The organism is Romboutsia sp. Marseille-P6047 (assembly GCF_900604535.1).
GTDB lineage: Bacteria > Bacillota > Clostridia > Peptostreptococcales > Peptostreptococcaceae > Romboutsia_E.
In genome coordinates this window covers 117,177-137,051 of the sequence record NZ_UWOT01000009.1, presented here as the reverse complement: position 1 = coordinate 137,051, position 19,875 = coordinate 117,177, and the positions used below count along the sequence as shown (strand labels likewise).

General features: G+C 28.9%; 18 protein-coding genes and 1 other annotated feature. Of the genes, 3 read left to right on the top strand and 15 right to left on the bottom strand.

Annotation, left to right across the window (positions count from 1 at the left end; translation table 11 throughout):
• From selB to EIH23_RS10825, 4 genes are all read right to left on the bottom strand, one after another.
• Positions 1-1,679 (bottom strand): selenocysteine-specific translation elongation factor (gene selB / locus EIH23_RS10840; RefSeq protein ID WP_122640308.1); only part of this gene is annotated, 1,679 nt, incomplete at its 3' end.
• Positions 1,680-1,699: 20 nt separating this feature from the next.
• Positions 1,700-3,076, bottom strand: a complete 1,377-nt coding sequence (gene selA, locus EIH23_RS10835; RefSeq protein WP_243113398.1) for an L-seryl-tRNA(Sec) selenium transferase — start codon at positions 3,074-3,076, stop codon at positions 1,700-1,702.
• A 60-nt stretch (positions 3,077-3,136) separates the two neighbouring features.
• Positions 3,137-4,183: a selenide, water dikinase SelD gene (selD, locus tag EIH23_RS10830; protein ID WP_122640306.1), complete on the bottom strand. Its 1,047-nt coding sequence runs from the start codon at positions 4,181-4,183 to the stop codon at positions 3,137-3,139.
• 117 nt (positions 4,184-4,300) lie between these two features.
• The gene (locus tag EIH23_RS10825) at positions 4,301-4,951 is read right to left on the bottom strand and encodes a helix-hairpin-helix domain-containing protein (RefSeq protein ID WP_243113395.1); all 651 of its coding nucleotides are present in this window, start codon (positions 4,949-4,951) and stop codon (positions 4,301-4,303) included.
• 77 nt (positions 4,952-5,028) lie between these two features.
• Here EIH23_RS10825 and EIH23_RS10820 point away from each other — a divergent pair, with 77 nt between their 5' ends.
• Together EIH23_RS10820 and EIH23_RS10815 are read left to right on the top strand one after the other, a co-directional pair.
• Positions 5,029-6,318: a D-alanyl-D-alanine carboxypeptidase family protein gene (locus EIH23_RS10820; RefSeq protein ID WP_122640305.1), complete on the top strand. Its 1,290-nt coding sequence runs from the start codon at positions 5,029-5,031 to the stop codon at positions 6,316-6,318.
• 127 nt (positions 6,319-6,445) lie between these two features.
• The gene (locus EIH23_RS10815) at positions 6,446-6,691 is read left to right on the top strand and encodes a hypothetical protein (protein ID WP_122640304.1); all 246 of its coding nucleotides are present in this window, start codon (positions 6,446-6,448) and stop codon (positions 6,689-6,691) included.
• A gap of 46 nt (positions 6,692-6,737) precedes the next feature.
• On the opposite strand, the gene sdaAA is transcribed toward EIH23_RS10815, so the two are convergent.
• The 11 genes from sdaAA to nadD form a co-directional block, all read right to left on the bottom strand.
• Positions 6,738-7,616, bottom strand: a complete 879-nt coding sequence (sdaAA, locus tag EIH23_RS10810; RefSeq protein WP_122640303.1) for an L-serine ammonia-lyase, iron-sulfur-dependent, subunit alpha — start codon at positions 7,614-7,616, stop codon at positions 6,738-6,740.
• Positions 7,617-7,636: 20 nt separating this feature from the next.
• A complete protein-coding gene (sdaAB, locus tag EIH23_RS10805) occupies positions 7,637-8,311 on the bottom strand; it encodes an L-serine ammonia-lyase, iron-sulfur-dependent subunit beta (protein ID WP_122640302.1) in 675 nt (224 codons plus the stop codon).
• A gap of 366 nt (positions 8,312-8,677) precedes the next feature.
• Complete coding sequence (locus EIH23_RS10800; RefSeq protein WP_122640301.1) at positions 8,678-9,061, bottom strand: RidA family protein; 384 nt, start codon at positions 9,059-9,061, stop codon at positions 8,678-8,680.
• A gap of 84 nt (positions 9,062-9,145) precedes the next feature.
• The gene (gene ilvA / locus EIH23_RS10795) at positions 9,146-10,363 is read right to left on the bottom strand and encodes a threonine ammonia-lyase (protein WP_122640300.1); all 1,218 of its coding nucleotides are present in this window, start codon (positions 10,361-10,363) and stop codon (positions 9,146-9,148) included.
• A 203-nt stretch (positions 10,364-10,566) separates the two neighbouring features.
• Positions 10,567-11,601, bottom strand: a complete 1,035-nt coding sequence (gene mglC, locus EIH23_RS10790; RefSeq protein WP_122640299.1) for a galactose/methyl galactoside ABC transporter permease MglC — start codon at positions 11,599-11,601, stop codon at positions 10,567-10,569.
• Positions 11,579-13,120, bottom strand: coding sequence for a galactose/methyl galactoside ABC transporter ATP-binding protein MglA (gene mglA, locus EIH23_RS10785; protein ID WP_279309971.1), 1,542 nt, complete (start codon positions 13,118-13,120; stop codon positions 11,579-11,581). Before mglA ends, mglC begins: the two co-directional genes overlap by 23 nt.
• A gap of 109 nt (positions 13,121-13,229) precedes the next feature.
• Positions 13,230-14,264 (bottom strand): galactose/glucose ABC transporter substrate-binding protein MglB, encoded by a 1,035-nt coding sequence (mglB, locus tag EIH23_RS10780; protein WP_122640298.1) that lies wholly within the window; start codon positions 14,262-14,264, stop codon positions 13,230-13,232.
• Positions 14,265-14,488: 224 nt separating this feature from the next.
• Positions 14,489-16,909, bottom strand: a complete 2,421-nt coding sequence (gene leuS, locus EIH23_RS10775; RefSeq protein WP_122640297.1) for a leucine--tRNA ligase — start codon at positions 16,907-16,909, stop codon at positions 14,489-14,491.
• Positions 16,910-17,023: 114 nt separating this feature from the next.
• Positions 17,024-17,218 (bottom strand) — a binding site (T-box leader).
• Positions 17,219-17,249: 31 nt separating this feature from the next.
• Entirely contained in the window at positions 17,250-17,600 is a 351-nt protein-coding gene (rsfS, locus tag EIH23_RS10770; RefSeq protein ID WP_122640296.1) for a ribosome silencing factor, read from the bottom strand.
• Positions 17,601-17,729: 129 nt separating this feature from the next.
• Positions 17,730-18,293 (bottom strand): bis(5'-nucleosyl)-tetraphosphatase (symmetrical) YqeK, encoded by a 564-nt coding sequence (gene yqeK, locus EIH23_RS10765; RefSeq protein ID WP_122640295.1) that lies wholly within the window; start codon positions 18,291-18,293, stop codon positions 17,730-17,732.
• Entirely contained in the window at positions 18,294-18,983 is a 690-nt protein-coding gene (gene nadD / locus EIH23_RS10760) for a nicotinate-nucleotide adenylyltransferase (RefSeq protein ID WP_122640294.1), read from the bottom strand.
• A gap of 239 nt (positions 18,984-19,222) precedes the next feature.
• On the opposite strand from nadD, the gene recX reads away from it, so the two are divergent.
• The gene (recX, locus tag EIH23_RS10755) at positions 19,223-19,861 is read left to right on the top strand and encodes a recombination regulator RecX (protein WP_122640293.1); all 639 of its coding nucleotides are present in this window, start codon (positions 19,223-19,225) and stop codon (positions 19,859-19,861) included.
• Positions 19,862-19,875 lie beyond the last annotated feature (14 nt).

Here is a 19,875-nt window from a genome sequence, read left to right as displayed (position 1 = left end):
TCTAAAACTATAGCATCTTTACCTATCATATACTCTAACACTTCTTTATAATATATATCCTTAGAAAATTCTTCTATGGTTAATAACGATTTTAAGCCTGCATTATTTAACTTATCTTTTATATAAGCTTTAATTTCTTTTTGTTTATCATTTAATGTAATCTTAAACTCATATAGTGATATTAAATTTTTTACATTCTTAATCTGTTTATCATCACATAAATTATTTATAATACTATCTATATCTTTACTTTTTAAATTAGGATCAATTTTACTCCTAATTTCTTCTTTTGATATACCGTTCCTTAATCTAAAGTTTTTATGATAATCTGTTAGTATATTTAGTATATTTTTTTCTATATTTTTATATTGATTAATGTGTAGGTAATAATTATTAATTAAAACTACTTTTTTTTCAAATACAAGTTTATCTATGTTATTATTTATACTTTCTTTATTAAAACCAGTATATGACATTAAATCTGTAATAGATGTATACTTATCCTTATTGTTTTTCAAATATTCTTCTATAATGTCTTTGCTATTACCATTTTCTTTTATTCTCAATTCTCGAATAACATTTTCATCAAACCTTTTATGCTTCCTAACACAAGTATCTATTACTATACCTCCACCTATAGTTTCCATAGGTGAGTATGTTCTAATAATAAATCTATCTCCTTTTTTTACTACTATATTTTCCTCTAACCTTAGTTGAACATATGCATCTTCATTATGCTTTATATTCTCTTTATCTAAGGGAACTATTCTACATAAAGTTTCTTTTGCACCATGATAAATTTTAACTCTATCCCAATATTTTAACTCTTTATTTGTATGATCCACTAGCGAAATTCTAACATCTATCATATTAGATTCTTTTAAAGCATTCGGTAATGCAAGTGTATCTCCGCGCTCTATATCTTCTATTTTTAAATTAGAAATATTTATAGCCGTTCTTTGACCTGCATACGCCGTTTCTACATTTTTTCCATGAACTTGAATTCCTCTTATTTTTGCTTTTAAGTTTTTAGGGTATATTTCTAACTCATCATTAATATTAATTTTTCCTTCAATCAAGGTTCCTGTTACTATTGTTCCAAAACCTTTTAAGGAAAAAACTCTATCTATGTTTAGTCTAGGTGGAAAGTCTTCATTTTTATTTTCAGTTTTATCACTTAGTAATTCTATTTTTTGTTTTAGTTTATCAATTCCATATTTAGATATAGAATCTACTTCTACTATATCAGTATTTTCAAGAAAACTACCTTTTAATTTTTCTTTTATATCCGACTTTACTAATTCTTTAAATTCATTATCTACATTTTCACATTTAGTTAACACTACTATTCCTTTTTTTACATTTAGGAAGTTTAATATATCTAGATGCTCTACTGTTTGTGGCATGACACCTTCTTCACAAGAAATAACTAATAAAACAATATCAATTCCAGCTACTCCAGCTAACATATTTTTAATAAATTTTTCATGACCTGGTACATCGACTATACCAACTCTTTTATTACCCGGTAAATCAAAATATGTAAAACCTAAATTTATTGAGATCCCTCTTCGCTTCTCTTCATCTAATGTGTCTGTATCTCTTCCTGTAAGAGCTTTTATAAGGGTAGTCTTTCCATGATCTATATGTCCTGCAGTTCCTATTATAATATTTTTCATATAAACCCCCTATCAAAATTTTATCTAAAAACCATACTTAGTTCTTTTGCTATATCTTCAAATTCATCATCAAATATAGTTCTAATATCTAACAAATATTTATTTTCATAAATCCTACCTATTATATGAGAATCACTTAGTCTTAATTTTCTTTCAAGTGACGATACACTCATATTTTTTGGTATTATACTTATTAAATATGTATCTAAATTTTCAGTAGGCATAGATCCACCTCCAACTTGAGAAAAACCATTTTCTATATTTATATCAATATCTAAGTTTAAATCAAGTAAAATTTCATATAATTTTTTTGATTTTTCACTTAGTTCATCTAACGTATATGTTAACATCCTTAATGTTGGTATTTCTTTAATAGCTTTATCTTCATCTAGATACAATCTTAAAGTAGCCTCTAGTGCTCCTATTGTCATTTTATCTACTCTTAAGGCTCTAGTTAATTGATTTTTTTTCATCTTTTCTATATATACTTTTTTTCCAACTATAATTCCAGCTTGTGGCCCACCTAACATTTTATCTCCGCTAAACGTAACAATATCCGCACCTTGATTTATAGAATCCAAAATGGTCGGCTCATATGATAATCCATACTTGGATAAATCTATAAAAACACCACTACCTAGGTCCTCAATAAGTGGTATATTATACTTTTTACTTATCTTAGATAATTCTTTTATTTCAACAGATTCTGTAAATCCTAGTATCTTATAATTACTAGTATGAACCTTCATTAATACTTTTGTATTTTCGTTTATAGCATCTTCATAATCATCAATATGTGTTTTATTCGTAGATCCAACTTCTACTAATTCCGCTCCACTTAAAGACATTATACTTGGTATTCTAAATGCACCGCCAACCTCTACTAGTTCACCTCTAGATACTATAGCTTCACCATCTTTAGCTAAAGTATTTAAAACAAGAAGTACAGCTGCTGCATTATTATTAACAACTAAAACATCTTCAGATTTAGTAAGCTTTTTTATCATTTGAACTAAATGTGTATATCTAGACCCTCTTTTTCCACTATCAATGTTATACTCTAGATTTGAATACCTAGATGCAATTTGCCAAACATCTTCTTTTATACTTTCACTAAGCAAAGATCTACCTAAGTTAGTATGTAATATTACTCCCGTCCCATTTATAACTTTTTCTAAAGATAGAGAGTAATTTAGTACAACTCTTTCAGTAGATTCTTTAATTATACTTTTTAAATTTATATCAATGATTTCATTTTTTTCATCTAAGGATATTATTAATTGTCTTTTTTCATCTATAATTTCTCTTATAGAATCTAAAACTAAAGCTCTAGGATAATTCTCTATTATATTTTTTATTTTTTCATTTCCCAATACTTCATCAACTGAGGGCAACATAGCAAACAGCTTCTTTTTATCCAAAACACTCACTCTTTCTTATATTATAAATTAGTTATTTTATCTAACAGTAATATATTTTTCCTCTTTTGATGTTACATATCCTATTATCTTTGCTTCTATTGAACCATTATTTTTCATATCAATTATAAGTTGTTCTGCATATTCTCTTTGAACTGATACCAATAATCCTCCTGAAGTTTGAGGATCATATAAAATATCTCTTATAGCTTCATCTACATCTATAATATCTACATCACATTCTATATATTGCTTATTTCTATACATTCCAGCAGGTATAATTCCCATAGTAGCCATATCTATTGATTCATCTAATATAGGAACTTCTTTTGAATCTATATGTATACTTACATTAGATGCTTTTGCCATTTCAAGCGCATGGCCTAGTAATCCGAATCCTGTTATATCTGTAACTGAGTTTACATTTATGTTCTCAAAGCTCTTAGCTGCATATTTATTAAGATGCGTCATTACTTCGATAACTTTTTTCTCTGTCTCTTCACTTATTAAATTAGCTTTCATGGCTGTATTTAATATTCCTACACCTAATGGTTTTGTAAGTATAAGTACATCTCCTGGTTTTGATGTAGCATTTGATAGTACTTTATTTGGATGTACTATTCCTGAAACTGACAATCCATACTTGGGCTCTTTGTCATCAACAGTATGGCCTCCTACTAAAAGCGCTCCACTTTCTTTTACTTTATCAAATCCACCCTTCATGATTTCAGTTAATACATCCATATCATGGCATGATGGGAAGCAAACAATATTCATTGCAACAGTAGGAGTCCCTCCCATAGCATAAACATCCGATAATGAGTTAGCTGCTGCTATTTGACCAAAAATGTAAGGATCATCTATCATTGGTGTAAAAAAGTCTAATGTTTGTATTAATGCCATTTCTTCATTTAATTTATATACTGCAGCATCATCTGCTGTGTCTAAACCTACCAATAAATTATTGATTCTATCATTATCATTCTTAGGAAGTTGACTTAAAACTGAAGCCAGAACCTCTGGCCCTATTTTGGCTGCTCAGCCTCCTGATGTTGTCATTTCTGTGAGTCTTTTATATTTTTCCATAAAAAGACCTCCTTTCCTTCTTGTCTTTACATATAATAACATATTTTAAACAACAGGCGAAGTAGTTGAAAATATTCAAATTTTAAATTTATATTTTGTCTACATATTACTATTGTATCAATTTATACTTATTAAATCCCTTAAACCTTCATATTTTTTATCTCCAATTCCATTTACATTTTTTATTTCTTCTATGTTTTTAAAGACTCCATTTTCCTCTCTATATTTAAAAATTTTATTTGCCGTAGCTTCTCCTACCCCTGGCAACGATTGTAATTCATCTATATTTGCTATGTTAATATTAACTTTGTCATTTTCATTCTTAGCATTTTCCGTGCTATTTAAGTCTATACTTTGAGTTTCAACTTCTTCTCCTAGTTTAGGAATTATATAGTGACCTTCATCTTCAATCTTTAAAGCCATATTTACTTTATTTAGGTCTGCCTCTTCTGTAACTCCACCTAAAATTTCTATTGCATCAACTAATCTTCTATCATTTTCTAAAGTTACTATACCAGGATTTTTGACTTGTCCACTTATATATATTGTTACTAACTGCTCTACATCACTATTATAATTTATATTATTTTGTGAAGTCATTTCTTCAGTAGTTTTATTGTCTAATAATATACTTTCTTTTGTTCTTTCTTCACTTTGACTGATTACATACACATCTTCTGTTAAATTTAATTTGTTTTTTATAATAAATCCTAAAATACATGTAAATATAATCACTAAAAACACTATACTTTTTTTATTTTTTTTCACTTAATTCACCCCTTCGTTTAAATTATTAACTAAAATGTGATATACTAAAATATAAGTTTAAAATTTGGAGGTTAAAGATGAAAAAATTTCTATCTTTATTAGTAACATTCATTATAGCTTGCTCTACATTTTTAAACTCAGCAAACACATCATTTGCCGATAATGAGGAACTTTCTATACCTGCTGAATCAGGTGTTCTTATGGACTATGAAACTGGACGTGTTTTATATAGTAAAAACGCTGATAATAAAATATATCCAGCATCAACAACAAAAGCTTGGACGGCTTACTTAGTATTAAAATATAAGCCTAATCTTAGTGAAAAGGTAACAATAGAAAAGGATCCTAATGTTGATGGTTCTAGTATGTACTTAAAGATTGGAGAAACTTTCACTGTAAGAGAATTGCTAGAAGGTTTATTAATCCATTCTTCTAATGATGTAGCTGTAGTTTTAGCCGAGTATGTAAGCGGTTCTATTGAAGAATTCGCCAAACTAATGAATGAAGAAGCAAATTCTATCGGAGCTAAAAATACCCATTTCAATAATCCCCATGGATTACCAGATGAAAATCACTATACTACAGCTTACGATATGGCTCTAATGGCCAGAGAAGCTATGAGTAATAGTATTTTTAGAGAAATTGTAAAAATGAAATCAGTATCTTTCCCTGCTACTGAAGCTTACCCATTTGAAAGATATTTTGTTAATACAAATAAATTTCTAACTTCAGATGAGAAAATAACTTATAATGGTAAGGAAATTCCTATAAAATACGATATTGTAGATGGTATAAAAACTGGATATACTGATGATGCAGGTCGATGCCTTTTATCTAGTGGTGTAAAAAATGGCATGCGTTTAATATCAGCTGTATTTAAATCTACTGGTGATGATATGTATGTTGCATCTAGAACTCTACTTGACTATGGATTCGACAATTATACTAATAAGACGATAATTACTAAAGATAAATATACTGGTAGTGAAAGAATTTTATTCTCTAAGCAAAAAGAACTTATATACGAGCCTGAATATAATTATAAAGTTCTATTGAAAAAAGGAACTAGTACTAGTTCTTATACAACAAAGGTTAAACTAAATAAAATTAGTCTTCCTATAAAAAAAGGCGATAAAGTAGGAACATTAGAAGTATACAATTCTAAAAAACTTGAAACTACTATTAATTTAGTTGCTACAAGTAATGTTAATAGTGTATTTGGTTCACTTGTTGAAAACAAAGTGATATTTACTAGTATTTTAGTTGTAATATCTATAATTATAATTATTTTTATAGGGTTAATTATTAAAAGAAAGAAAAGAAAAAAATATTATAAAAAAAGAATATTTAAAAATAGACGAAGATAAAAGGGTTGGATATTCCAATCCTTTTTAAGTTTAAAATATTTTGTTATACTTGTACCATATGTTACTGAATAATAAAATAATTTAATGTATAATGTTAATTACAAATATTTTTTGGAGGAATTTATATATGAGCTGTGGATGCGGAAATATCAATAAAAACGATGGAAAGAATGTAGTTGACTTAGTAAGAAGTAAGGGAAAAGATAACTTCCCATTAAGAATTACTCATAACCTAGAATGTGTAAATTGTAATGAAATCTTTACTATGAAAACACACGTAGATAAATGCCCTACTTGCAATATGGTTTATGGAGTTACTCCTTGTAGTTCTCATGATAAAAATAATATAAAGTCTGCAGATATTAATTATTAAAAAAATACCTATGAAAATTCATAGGTATTTTTTATATATTTTAATATTATCCAAATATTTTGTTACTTAAAGAACATCCTGTACAAGTAGCTGCAACTCCACCTAAAGCAGTTTCTCTTAATTCAGGTGGTAATCCTTTACCAACTTTGTACATAGCTTCTACTGTTTCATCAAATGGTATTATGTTTAGTATTCCTGCTAAGCATAATTCAGCAGATATTAAAGCATTTGCAACTCCTATAGCGTTTCTTCCTTGACATGGAGCTTCAACAAGTCCTGCAATTGGGTCACATACAAGTCCCATTACATTTTGTAAGCAATGAGATGCAGCATGTAAAGCTTGTTTAGGGCTTCCACCCATCATTTCAACTACACCAGCAGCAGCCATTGCCGCAGCAGCACCAGTTTCAGCTTGACATCCACCTTCAGCACCTGCAACTGTTGCATTTCTAGTTATTATAGCTCCTATTGCAGAAGCTGTAAATAATGCATCTAGCATTTGATCATCAGTCATATCATACTCTTTACCTATAGTAACTACAGCACCAGGAAGTATACCACAAGATCCTGCTGTTGGTGCAGCAACTATAAGCCCCATAGAAGCATTAACTTCCATAGTTCCCATTGCAGCAACTAATGCTTTATTCATTAATGGTCCACAAACCGATTTAGAATTATTTCTAAATATAGTTAATTTTTTAGCTTCTCCACCTATAAGACCACCAACTGATTTTATATCTTCTTCAACAGCCTTTTCAGTAGCTGCCTTCATTATATTTAAACTATGTTGCATTTTTGCTCTTATATCTTCTTTAGATAATCCTGAAAGTTCAACTTCTCTTTCTAAGCATAGTTCATGTATATTCATATTGTACTTTTCGCACATTTCTAATAATTCTTGTCCACTTGTGAAATTATATTTCATTGTCTATCTCTCCTTACTGTCTAGAATTTGTCTAAAACTACAGCTTTAGCTACAACTTCAAATTTACTTATTTGATCTAATATATCTCTTTCTAACGGCTCATCTGTCTCTATAGTCACAAATGTATACTCAGAACCTGCTATTCTACTAGTAGACATTGTAGCTATATTTTTATTATTGTGAGCAAGTAATCCAGTTACAAAAGATACTGCTCCTGTTATATCTTTTATTTCTAATATTACAGCTGGTTTAGCACCATTGAAATCTAAAGCTAGTCCATCCATTTCAGTAAGTTTTATGTTACCTCCACCAATAGAAGCACCTTTAACTTCACATTTACTTCCATCTTCTAATACCATTTCCATTCTTACACTATTAGGATGCTCATTTTCACCTAAATCAGTTTTTATAAATTCAAATTTAACACCCATTTCATTTGCTATGTCAAAAGAGTCTCTTATTCTAGCATCTTCTGGATCAAATCCTAATATTCCTCCAACTAATGCTTTATCTGTCCCATGACCTTTATATGTTTCTGCAAAAGAACCATGTAAATAGAATTTTACTTCTTTTACAGGTTTACCTGCTATTTTAGAAGCAGTCTTTCCAAGTCTTGCAGCTCCTGCAGTATGGGAACTAGATGGACCTATCATATTTGGTCCTACAACGTCAAATACACTATAATCTTTAGCCATTGCTTTACCTCTTCTTTCTTAAATGTCTCATTAAATTAATTTCTGAAATCATTTTCACAAAACTTAAATAAAATTAATTTAATACCAATAATCTAAAAGCATCTAATTTTGTTAAATATAAATTTAATAGCATTAGTTATGCAGCTATTATATATACTTATTATTAATTAAATAAAAGCATCTATACTTTAATTTATTTTTTGTTATCTGCTAATTAATATTATATATAAAAAATCATTTTTATGGAATATTTTTTTTCATATTTTTTTATTTTCCAATTATTAGTTTACGTACTATTTTGAGATTTAATAGAATATAAAATGACCAGCATCTACTGGCCATTTTTTATATTTTAATTAAAGCTTATTATTCTACTACAGCTATAACTTCTATCTCAACTTTAACATCTTTTGGTAATCTAGCAACTTCTACACAAGCTCTAGCTGGCTTGTTTTCACCAAAGAACTCTGCATAAACTTCATTTATTAAAGCAAATTCATTCATATCTTTTATGAATACTGTTGATTTAACTACATTTGAAAAATCAGCTCCTGCTTCTTTTAATATAGCCGCTACATTTTCTAATGATTGCTTTGTTTGAGCCTTAACATCTCCTTCAACTATTTCCATAGTCTCTGGTACAAAAGGAACTTGTCCAGATACAAATAATAAATTTCCAGCTTTTATAGCTTGAGAATATGGTCCTATTGCTTTTGGTGCATTATCAGTATGTATTACTTGTTGTTTCATTTTTAATTCCTCCTAAAATCTATATAATCTTTAATACTTTACTTTATATTATACTACCCTATAATAAAAATTGTATATATTATTTTATAAATCTTTTATCTCAAATCCAGCAGATTCTATATCTTTTTTTATTTTTTCTATATGATCATGGTCAAATGTTTCTAATACAAATTCTGCAAGTTGTTTTCCTATATATGCTCCAGATGATAATCTAGACTGATTTGCATTTAATATGTTAGCTTTATTCTCACTTATTATTTTTGTTAATTGAGAGAATCCACCTGGTTGATCCACCATTGTTACACCAAATGAGTATCTTCTACCTTCTTTAGCTAGTCCTGTACCTATTATTCTATATAAATTATTAACATCTACATTTCCACCAGATATTATACAAACAATATTTTCATCTGATTTAGGAACATATTTTTTACTTAACAATGCAGCAGTTGTTACTGCACCAGATCCTTCTGCTACAACTTTTAAGTTTTCCATTAAGTACACTATACCTTGAGCTATTTCATCTTCTTCTACAAGAACTATTTCATCAACTAACTCATTTATTATTTCAAATGTCATATCTCCAGGAGTTTTAACAGCTATACCATCAGCTATTGTAGTAGCATTAAACGCAGTTGTAACTACTCCATGTTTTACAGATTCATGCATAGAAGGTATATTAGCAGTCTGTACTCCTATTATTTTAACGTTTGGATTTAATGCTTTTGCTGCAACTGCAACACCTGCTATTAATCCTCCTCCGCCTATTGGACATAAAATTGTATCAACTTTATTATCTAATTGTTCAAATATTTCAATCCCTATTGTTCCTTGACCTGCTATTACATATTTATCATTAAACGGATGTAAAAATGTTGCACCAGTTTCTTTTTGTATTTCAACTGCTTTTGCATAAGCATCATCGTATACTAATCCATTTAAAACAACTTCTGCTCCATAACCTTTTGTTGCAGAAATTTTTAATAATGGTGCGGTAGCAGGCATTACTATTGTAGATTTAATCCCGCTCATTTTAGCCCCTAATGCAACCCCTTGAGCATGATTGCCTGCACTTGATGCAATTACTCCATTTGCTTTTTCTTCATCTGTTAAATTTGCTATTTTATTACAAGCTCCTCTTACTTTGAAAGACCCTGTTCTTTGTAGGTTTTCGCATTTATAAAAAACGTTTGCATCGACCTTATTACTTAAGCCTGCACATTCTAATAAATCAGTTTTCTTAACTATATCTTTTATAGTTTCCTTTGCTTGCTTTATGTCTTGTAATGTAACTTGTAACATAATCGTCCCCCTAAAATTCATATTGATTTAGATAGTCATTTTTTTAACATTTAAGTGTGTTATTTTTTCCACAAACTAATTATATTATTAATAACTAGCTTTAGTCAATAATTATTAAATAAATTAATTATTTTTTTGACAAAAAAAGACTATTTGCCACTGAACAAATAGTCTTTTTATATTTTTAAAATTAAATTTATAAATTATTTTTTCTTCATGTACTTTCTTGTATCAAGTGCAACTGCCGCTATTATTATTACCCCCTTTATAATAAACTGTAAGTATGTACTTACACCAATAAATGATAATCCATAATTTAAAACTTGGAATATTAATACTCCAGTTATTATTCCACCTATACTACCAATACCACCAGAGAAAGATACTCCTCCTACAACACAAGCTGCAATAGCATCCATTTCATACATTAGTCCTGTATTGTTAGTAGCACTACCTACCCTAGCTGCTTCTAAAGATCCTGCAAGTCCATACAAAAGACCTGCCATAACGTATATTATTATTAGATTTCTAACAACATTAACACCAGATACTTCTGCTGCTTCTGGATTACCTCCTATAGCAAACATGTTTTTACCAAGCTTAGTTTTATTCCATATAAGCCACATTATTATACAAGCTATTACTGCATAAATTATAAGATATGGTAATCTAAACTCTCCTAATTGAAAACCTCCAACTGCTAACTGTTTAAATCCTTTATCAAGACCTGCTATAGGTTGTGCTCCGTATGGAGGTCTATCAAAGTATAAACTTGTTATACCATAGGCCAAAAGCATAGTCCCCATAGTAGCTATAAAAGGTGGTGTTTTTAATTTTGCAACTGCAAATCCATTTATTCCACCCATTATCCCACATATTATCATTACAAATAATATTACTGCAACCACCGGCAATTTTTGTAAATTAGGATACATTCTATATGCATAGTCTGTTGCTTGTAGCAATGATGCTGATACTACAGCAGCCAAACCAATTATACGACCAGCAGAAAGATCTGTACCTTGAGTTACTATTATTCCACCTATACCTAGTGCTATAATCATACGTGTAGAACATTGTGCTAGTATATTAGTTAAGTTTTTTATAGAAAGAAAGCTTGGTTCTATTATAATTATACCTATAAGTATAATAAACAGAACTATTGGTATTACATTATTTCCAGCCCACTCTATAATATTAAAAGATTGCTTTTCATTAGTTAGTGACTTTGTCTTCATGGCTATCCCCCTCTATAAACTTCGCTGATAATTTCATTATCTCTTCTTGCGTAGTATTTTTTGAATCTACAATTCCTGCAACTCTACCATTACTCATTACTAATATTCTATCTGTTACACCTATAAGTTCTGGCATTTCCGAGGAAATCATTATAATCCCTTTTTCTTTACTTGCTAAGTCATTTATAAGTTGATATATTTCATATTTTGCTCCTACATCTATTCCCCTTGTAGGTTCATCTAGCATAAGTATTTCAGGATTAGTTAGTAACCATCTTCCTATTATTACTTTTTGTTGGTTACCGCCTGATAAGCTTCCTATACTAGTTTTTTGCGATGGGGTTTTTACATTCATAGAATCTATAACCCACTTTGTATCTTTTCCCATTTTCTTATCAGATAAAAACAATACATTAGATTTATAAGAATCCATATTCGATATAACAGAGTTAAAATTTATACTAAGTTGAGGAAATATTCCCGTAGTTCTTCTTTCTTCTGTAACTAAAGCAAAACCATTTTCCATAGATTTTCTAGGATTTTTGTTTTCAATCAACTTTCCATGTAGCTTAATTGTTCCTTTATCTATATTTCTCATTCCAAACAATGCTTCTACAACTTCAGTTCTTTTCGATCCAACTAACCCAGCTATGCCAAGTATTTCACCTTTTCTTAGTTTAAAACTAACATCTTTTAACCCAAACTTTGTATTTTCACTTAACCCATCAACTTCTAATATAACTTCGCCAGGATGATTTTCTTTTGGTGGGAATCTATTTGACATATCCCTACCAACCATCATACTTATAATCTTATCTGTTGTTAACTCTGATGCATCCTTAGTCTCTATTAATTGTCCATCCCTCATTACAGTTACTTCATCTGATATTTTTAATATCTCTTCCATCTTATGTGATATATATATTATTGCTACATTTTTATTTTTTAACTTTGTTATAATTCTAAATAAATGTTCTACTTCCTTTTCTGTAAGAGATGACGTAGGTTCATCCATAACTATAACTTTTGAATTATAAGAAACTGCTTTTGCTATTTCTATCATTTGCATTTGAGATACTGATAGATTTCCAACTTTCTCTCTAGGATCTACATCGATATCTAAATCCTTGAAAATTTCTAAAGTATCTTTATACATCTTATTTTCATCTATAAATAATCCTTTTTTAGGATATCTTCCAAGCCAAATATTATCTAATATATTTCTTTGTCTAACTTGATTTAGTTCTTGATGAACCATTGATACACCATTATCAAGTGCTTGTCTAGTATTTTGAAATTCTATTTCTTTTCCTTCTAAGTATATTTCCCCTGAGTCTTTCTTATAAATTCCAAATAAGCATTTCATTAAAGTTGACTTTCCAGCACCATTTTCTCCCATAAGGGCATGTACTGTTCCTGGTCTAACATTTAAATTTACATTATCTAAAGCTTTTACACCTGGAAACTCTTTAGTTATATTTATCATCTGTAAGATGAATTTATTATCTATCTTATCCAATAGTTGATACCCCCTTTAGACGTTACCTATATATTTTAATTTAATACCTAAGAACTTATTTTATATTTATAAAAGCTCTTAGGTATTGAGTAATCTTTATAATATTATATTACTTAGCTTCATCTAAATTATCTTTAGTAATTCCTATATATGGTACACGAACAGCTTTAGTATCATCTAACTTCCATTCTGTTCCTTCTACTGGATCTTTACCGTTAGCTAAATTTACACATAAATCAATAACTGCTTTAGCTTGGTTTGGAGCATCATTTAGTACTGTCCCTACAACCTTATCATTCTCTATAAGAGTTACTATTTCAGGTATAGCATCAACACCTACAACTGGCATAAATTTATCCCCTGTAAAATATCCTTCTTTTTCAAGAGAAGCAACAGCACCTGAAGCCATACCATCATTATTACAAATTACAAATTCTATTTTATCTCCAAACTTAGCTAACCATGCATCCATTTTTTCAGTTGCTTTAGCTGCATCCCACATACCTGTATCTATTGCTAATTCTTCAGTTTCTATACCTTTCTCATTTACTGTTTTTATAACCCATTCAGTTCTAGCTTCTGCATCTGGATGTCCTGGTTCTCCTTTTATTAACACATATTGTATTTTTCCATCTCCATTTTTATCCCATTTTTCTTTGTTAGCTTCCCATTCTTTAGCCACAACTTCTCCTTGAATAACTCCTGATTCCTTAGATACAGTTCCTACATAATATGCCTTGTCGTAACTTGCTAAAGCATCTGCATCTGGCTCTTTATTAAAGAATACTACTGGTAAATCTGAAGCTTGAGCCTTTTCTATCACTGAACTTGCGGCTTTTGGATCAACTAAGTTTATTGCTAATACATTAGCACCCTTAGCTATCATAGTATCAATTTGATCTAATTGTTTTGCTTGGTCATTTTGGGAGTCATCTACTGTTATTTCTGCTACATCTTTAGCATTTTCCTTTAACTCTCTACTAACTGCAGATATAAAGTTATCATCTGCTTTATAAACTGTTGCACCTATTTTAGGCTGATCTGATGAGTTAGTTCCATCTCCTGAATCACTTGATGAACAACCTACCATTGAAAATAACATTGTAGCTGATAATCCTAATGCTAAAATCCCCCTCTTATTCATATAAATCCCCCTCTAATCTTTAGTTTTAACACTATGAAAGTGTTTTCCCTATAATTATAGATGATTTTATTATAATTTTCAATAAATTATTTTATAATTAAATATTTTATAATAACGTTACTAATTATATGTGTTTTTAACACTATTTTAATTATGTATATAAAAAGTAGGACTATTATGTTTTAAATAAAACAAAATAGTCCTACTTTTATATACTTTATATGTTATTTAACAACTATATTAACTAATTTCTTAGGAACTGCAATAACTTTAATTACAGTTTTACCATCAACTAAAGCCTTTATTTTTTCATCTGCCATAGCTAAACTTTCCATTTCTTCTCTAGATACATTAGCTCCAACTGTTAACTTTCCTCTTACTTTACCATTAACTTGAACTACAACTTCAACTTCATCTTTAACTAATGCAGTTTCATCATATTTTGGCCAGCTTATATCAAATACACTGCCTTCTTTACCTATCATAGTCCATAATTCTTCTCCCATATGAGGAGTAAATGGAGCAAGTATAGTTACTATAGTTTCTATACCTTCTTTTATAACTGCATTATTTCTATTATCTAACTCTTTGTACTTATACATTTCATTTATTAATTCCATTAAAGCAGATATAGCTGTGTTAAATCCAAACTTTTCACTTAAATCTTCTGTAACTTTTTTAAGTGTTGCATGAATTGTATATCTCATAGCCTTATCTTCTTTAGTTAATTCACCTATAGTACAGTCATCCTTAGCAATATCAGCTAATTCATCAACTAATCTGTAAACTCTATTTAAGAATCTATAACATCCTTCAACACCTTGTTCAGACCAATCTAAATCTCTTTCTGGCGGTGCTGCAAATAGTACAAATAATCTCGCTGTATCAGCCCCGAATTCTTCTATTATTTCAAGAGGAGAAACTACATTACCTTTTGACTTACTCATCTTAGTACCTTCTTTAAGAACCATACCTTGAGTTAATAAGTTTTTAAATGGCTCTTTGAAGTCAACAAGTCCCATATCATTAAATGCTTTTACAAAGAATCTTGAGTACAGTAAATGCATTATAGCATGCTCTACACCACCTATATATTGGTCAACCGGCATCCACTTATTAACTACTTCTGAGTCAAATATATTTTCAGTATTCTTAGGATCTATGTATCTTAAGAAGTACCAAGAAGAATCCACAAATGTATCCATTGTATCAACTTCTCTTCTAGCTGGTTTACCACAACAAGGACAAGCTGTAGTCATAAATTCTTTTGAAGTTGTAAGTGGAGATTCACCTTTACCTGTAAACTCAACATCTGTTGGTAATAATACTGGTAAATTTTCTTTTTTCTCTGGAACTACACCACAATCATCACAGTAAACAACTGGAATTGGACATCCCCAGTATCTTTGTCTAGAAAGTAACCAGTCTCTTAATCTATAGTTAACTGTTTTCTTTCCTATTTTCATTTCTTCTATTTTTTCTATTATCTTATTGAAAGCTTCAGATGCATCCATTCCATTAAATTCACCTGAGTTTATCATTTTATTTTCTTCATCTATTACTGGTAATATCTCTAAGTTGTATTTTTCAGCAAATTCTCTATCTCTTTCATCATGAGCAGGAACTGCCATTATAGCACCTGTACCATAATCTGCTAATACATAGTTTGCTATCCATATTGGAGCTTTTTCTCCTGTTAAAGGATTAACTACATATTTGCCTATAAACATACCTTCTTTTTCTACATCTGTAGAAGTTCTTTCTATTTCTGTCATTGTGTGCATTTTTGCAACAAACTTTTCTACATCTGCTTCATATTCTGTTCCAGCAACTAGATCCTTAACTAAATCATGCTCTGGAGCAAGTACCATATATGTAACACCATGAACAGTATCTGGTCTAGTTGTAAATACTGTCATAGACTTATCAGTTCCATCTATATCGAATACTATTTCAGCACCTGTACTTTTTCCTATCCAGTTCTTTTGCATTAATTTAACTTTATCTGGCCATCCATCTAAAGTATTTAAATCTTGAAGTAATTCTTCAGCATAGTGAGTAGTTTTAAAGTACCATTGTTCTAAATCTTTCTTTATAACTACAGAATCACATCTTTCACATTGTCCTTGAACAACTTGCTCATTTGCAAGAACTGTTTCACAAGATGGGCACCAGTTAACAAAAGATTTCTTCTTATATGCTAATCCATGTTCTAAGAATTTTAAAAATATTTCTTGAGTAAATTTGTAATATTCTGGAGTAGAAGTTGCAACTTCTCTATCCCAGTCATAGCTAAGACCCAATAATTTTAATTGGCCTTTCATATCTTCTATATTTTCCATAGTCCATTTATGTGGATGTATACCATGCTTTATAGCTGCATTTTCTGCTGGAAGACCAAATGAATCCCATCCCATTGGATGAAGTACATTATATCCTTCCATTTTTTTAAATCTAGCAACAACATCACCTATAGAGTAGTTTCTAACATGACCCATATGTATTTTCCCTGATGGATATGGGAACATTTCTAAAGTATAATAGTTTGGCTTAGAATTATCTAGTGTATTAGTTTTATACTGATCATTTTCAGCCCAAGTTTTTTGCCATTTAGCTTCTACATTTTTATGATTGTAAACGCTCATTAAAATTTCCTCCTTTGATATTTTGATTAAAATAGTCTATAAAAGTTATTTTATCCATGTTTAGATAAATTTAACTTATATAATAAAAAAATCCTCAGTCTCTAAACAATATTGTTTAGGGACGAGGATTATATCTTCGCGGTACCACCCTAATTAGTCTAAAATTAGACTCTCTTAGATAGTTTTTATGCCAACTACGGCCAAATAGATTATTTCTAGCAAGTTCAAAGTTCTAATTTACTAGTTCACAGCAACCACTAGCTCTCTGATAAAATTTTTGCTTTTACTACTCTAGTCTACTTGATATATTTATTATTTATAATTAATTATATTATCATTATTATGCTAAAGTGTCAATATCTACGTATGGAGCGTCTTTCCATAATTTTTCTAGGTTATAGAATCCTCTTTGTTCTTCATTAAATATATGAACTATAACATCGCCATAATCAAGAAGTACCCAAGTTTGACTTTCATATCCTTCTTTTCCTCTTGGCTCTATTCCAAGCTTTGTTAATTCATCTTCTACATTATCAGCTATAGCTTTTACTTGTCTTTGAGAACCAGCTGTAGCTATTACAAAGTAATCACATAAGCTAGATACTGCTCCTATATTTATTATAGATATATCTTGACCAATTTTATCGTCTATTGCATCATATATTACTTTCGTCATTTCATTTACTGTCATTTTAATTCCTCACTTTCCTAATTTTAAACACGTTTTATTATTATATCATAAATAGTGTATAGTAAGCATCTTATTTTTAAACTGCATCTATCTATTATATACTATTATTTCATAATAATAATTTTTTAGTTATTTTTTCATTATATAATTACGTGCACTTACAGTTCTTGGGTGTATCAACTGATTATTATCTATTACAAATTTTATCGTGTTATTAAATGATATGAGTAATGCCTCATCTAATTTACCACTATAAGTTAATTCTCTTAATAAATCTACATTTGGAAAATTCCTATCTTTTTCTATTAAATCTGCCATATAAATTATTTTTTCTAATAATGACATATTTTCTTTTCCTGTTGTATGATATCTTATAGCATCTAGTATTTCTATGTCATTTATTTCAAATTCATATCTAGCTATGTATGAACCTATAATACTGTGAGATAAAGCTAAACTTTCCATTTCTAATTCATCTAATTTTATATTATATTTTCTAACATAGTAATCGACTTCTTCTAAGGTTAAATATTTAGCACAATCATGTACTATACCTGCTATGTATGCTTTTTCATTATCACAATTATATATTTCACATAACTTTACTGCACATTCTGCTACATTTAAAGAATGATTTAATCTTCTTTTAGGTAACATATCTTTTAATTTTTCATTTATATCCGTTAAATTCATTTACTTTACTCCTATTTTATATAAATTTTTCTCACGCATATATTTTTCTACATTTTCTGGTAATAAATATTTCACTGACTTTCCAGACTTTAGTTGCTGCCTTATGTAAGTAGATGATATATCTAAAGATGGAACATATACGCTTATAATTTTAGCATTATATTTTTCTTCTAAATTTTCAATTTTCTCTTGTGCTTCAAGTAAACTTATTCCCGGTCTTGTTGCTGCTATAAAAGTAGCTAGTTTAAAATTTTCCTCTACTTCTTTCCAAGTTTCAATATCACAAATTGCATCTGCACCTGTTATAAAGAATATTTCACAATTGTTATATTCTTTTTTTAGATGTCTAAGTGTATCTACAGTATAAGTTTTATTTTCATTTTCTATTTCAAAATCCAATACTATAAAGTTCTCATTGTTTCTTGTAGATATTAAAACCATATTATATCTATCATATTTATTAGTTACATTTTCTAACTTATGAGGAGGATTTCCTGTAGGTATGAATATAATCTTATCTAACTTATACTTATCTCTAATAAACTCTGCTGTTGCTAAATGTGCATAGTGAATTGGATCAAAAGTTCCCCCCATAATTCCAATCCTTAATTTAGAGTCACTATTTTTAAATTGTTCTAACTTATGAGTATTTATATCTTTTGCTCTTTTAAGTAGATCTTCAATGCTCATATTTAATCTCCTTTTTCAAATATATTTTCATTGTATCATTATTTTTATTTTATTTAGGTAATAATTTGTATTTTTTAGTATATAATCATATTTATACATATCTTTACTTTAAAAATTAAATTTTAACATTGATTCAACTAATTATTTAGTCAACTATCTGATATTTTACATTATTTTATATAAAATTCAAGATGTAAATATACAGATTAATATAAATAGCATTATTAAGGAGTTTACATATGGCTATAATTACGAAAATAGAACAACAAAAGAAAAACCAAGATAGAGTTAATATTTATGTTAATGGTGAATACTTCACTGCTATATTTAAAGAATTAGTTTTCACATTTAACTTGAAAAAAGGTGATGAAATTGATGAAGATTCATTAAGATCACTATTAAATGATGAAATGTATATAAAGGCTAAAAATAAAGCTCTTAATATATTATCTAAGGCTGATCAATCAGAAAGAAAAATAAGAGAAAAATTATCTAATGATTTTGAAGAAGATACAATCAATAAAGTAATTGAATTTTTAAAAAGAAATAATTTTATCAATGATAATTTACTTGCACAAAAAATAGTTAACACTAATCTTAATTTAAATAAGTGTGGTAAAAATAGAATAAAACAAAACCTTTATAATAAAGGCTTAGATTCAAATGCTATAAGTGAAGCTATTTCTGAAATTGATAGTGATGCAGAATTTGAAAATGCAATGTATCTTGCAAAAAAAAGATATGACCGAATAAAAAATGAAGATAAAAGAAAGATTTATCAAAAACTATCTCAACATTTAACATATAAAGGATTCAATTATGATATTATTAAAAGAGTATTAAATAAATTACTAAGTGTTGATGAATATGATTTATAATTTATATTTCCATT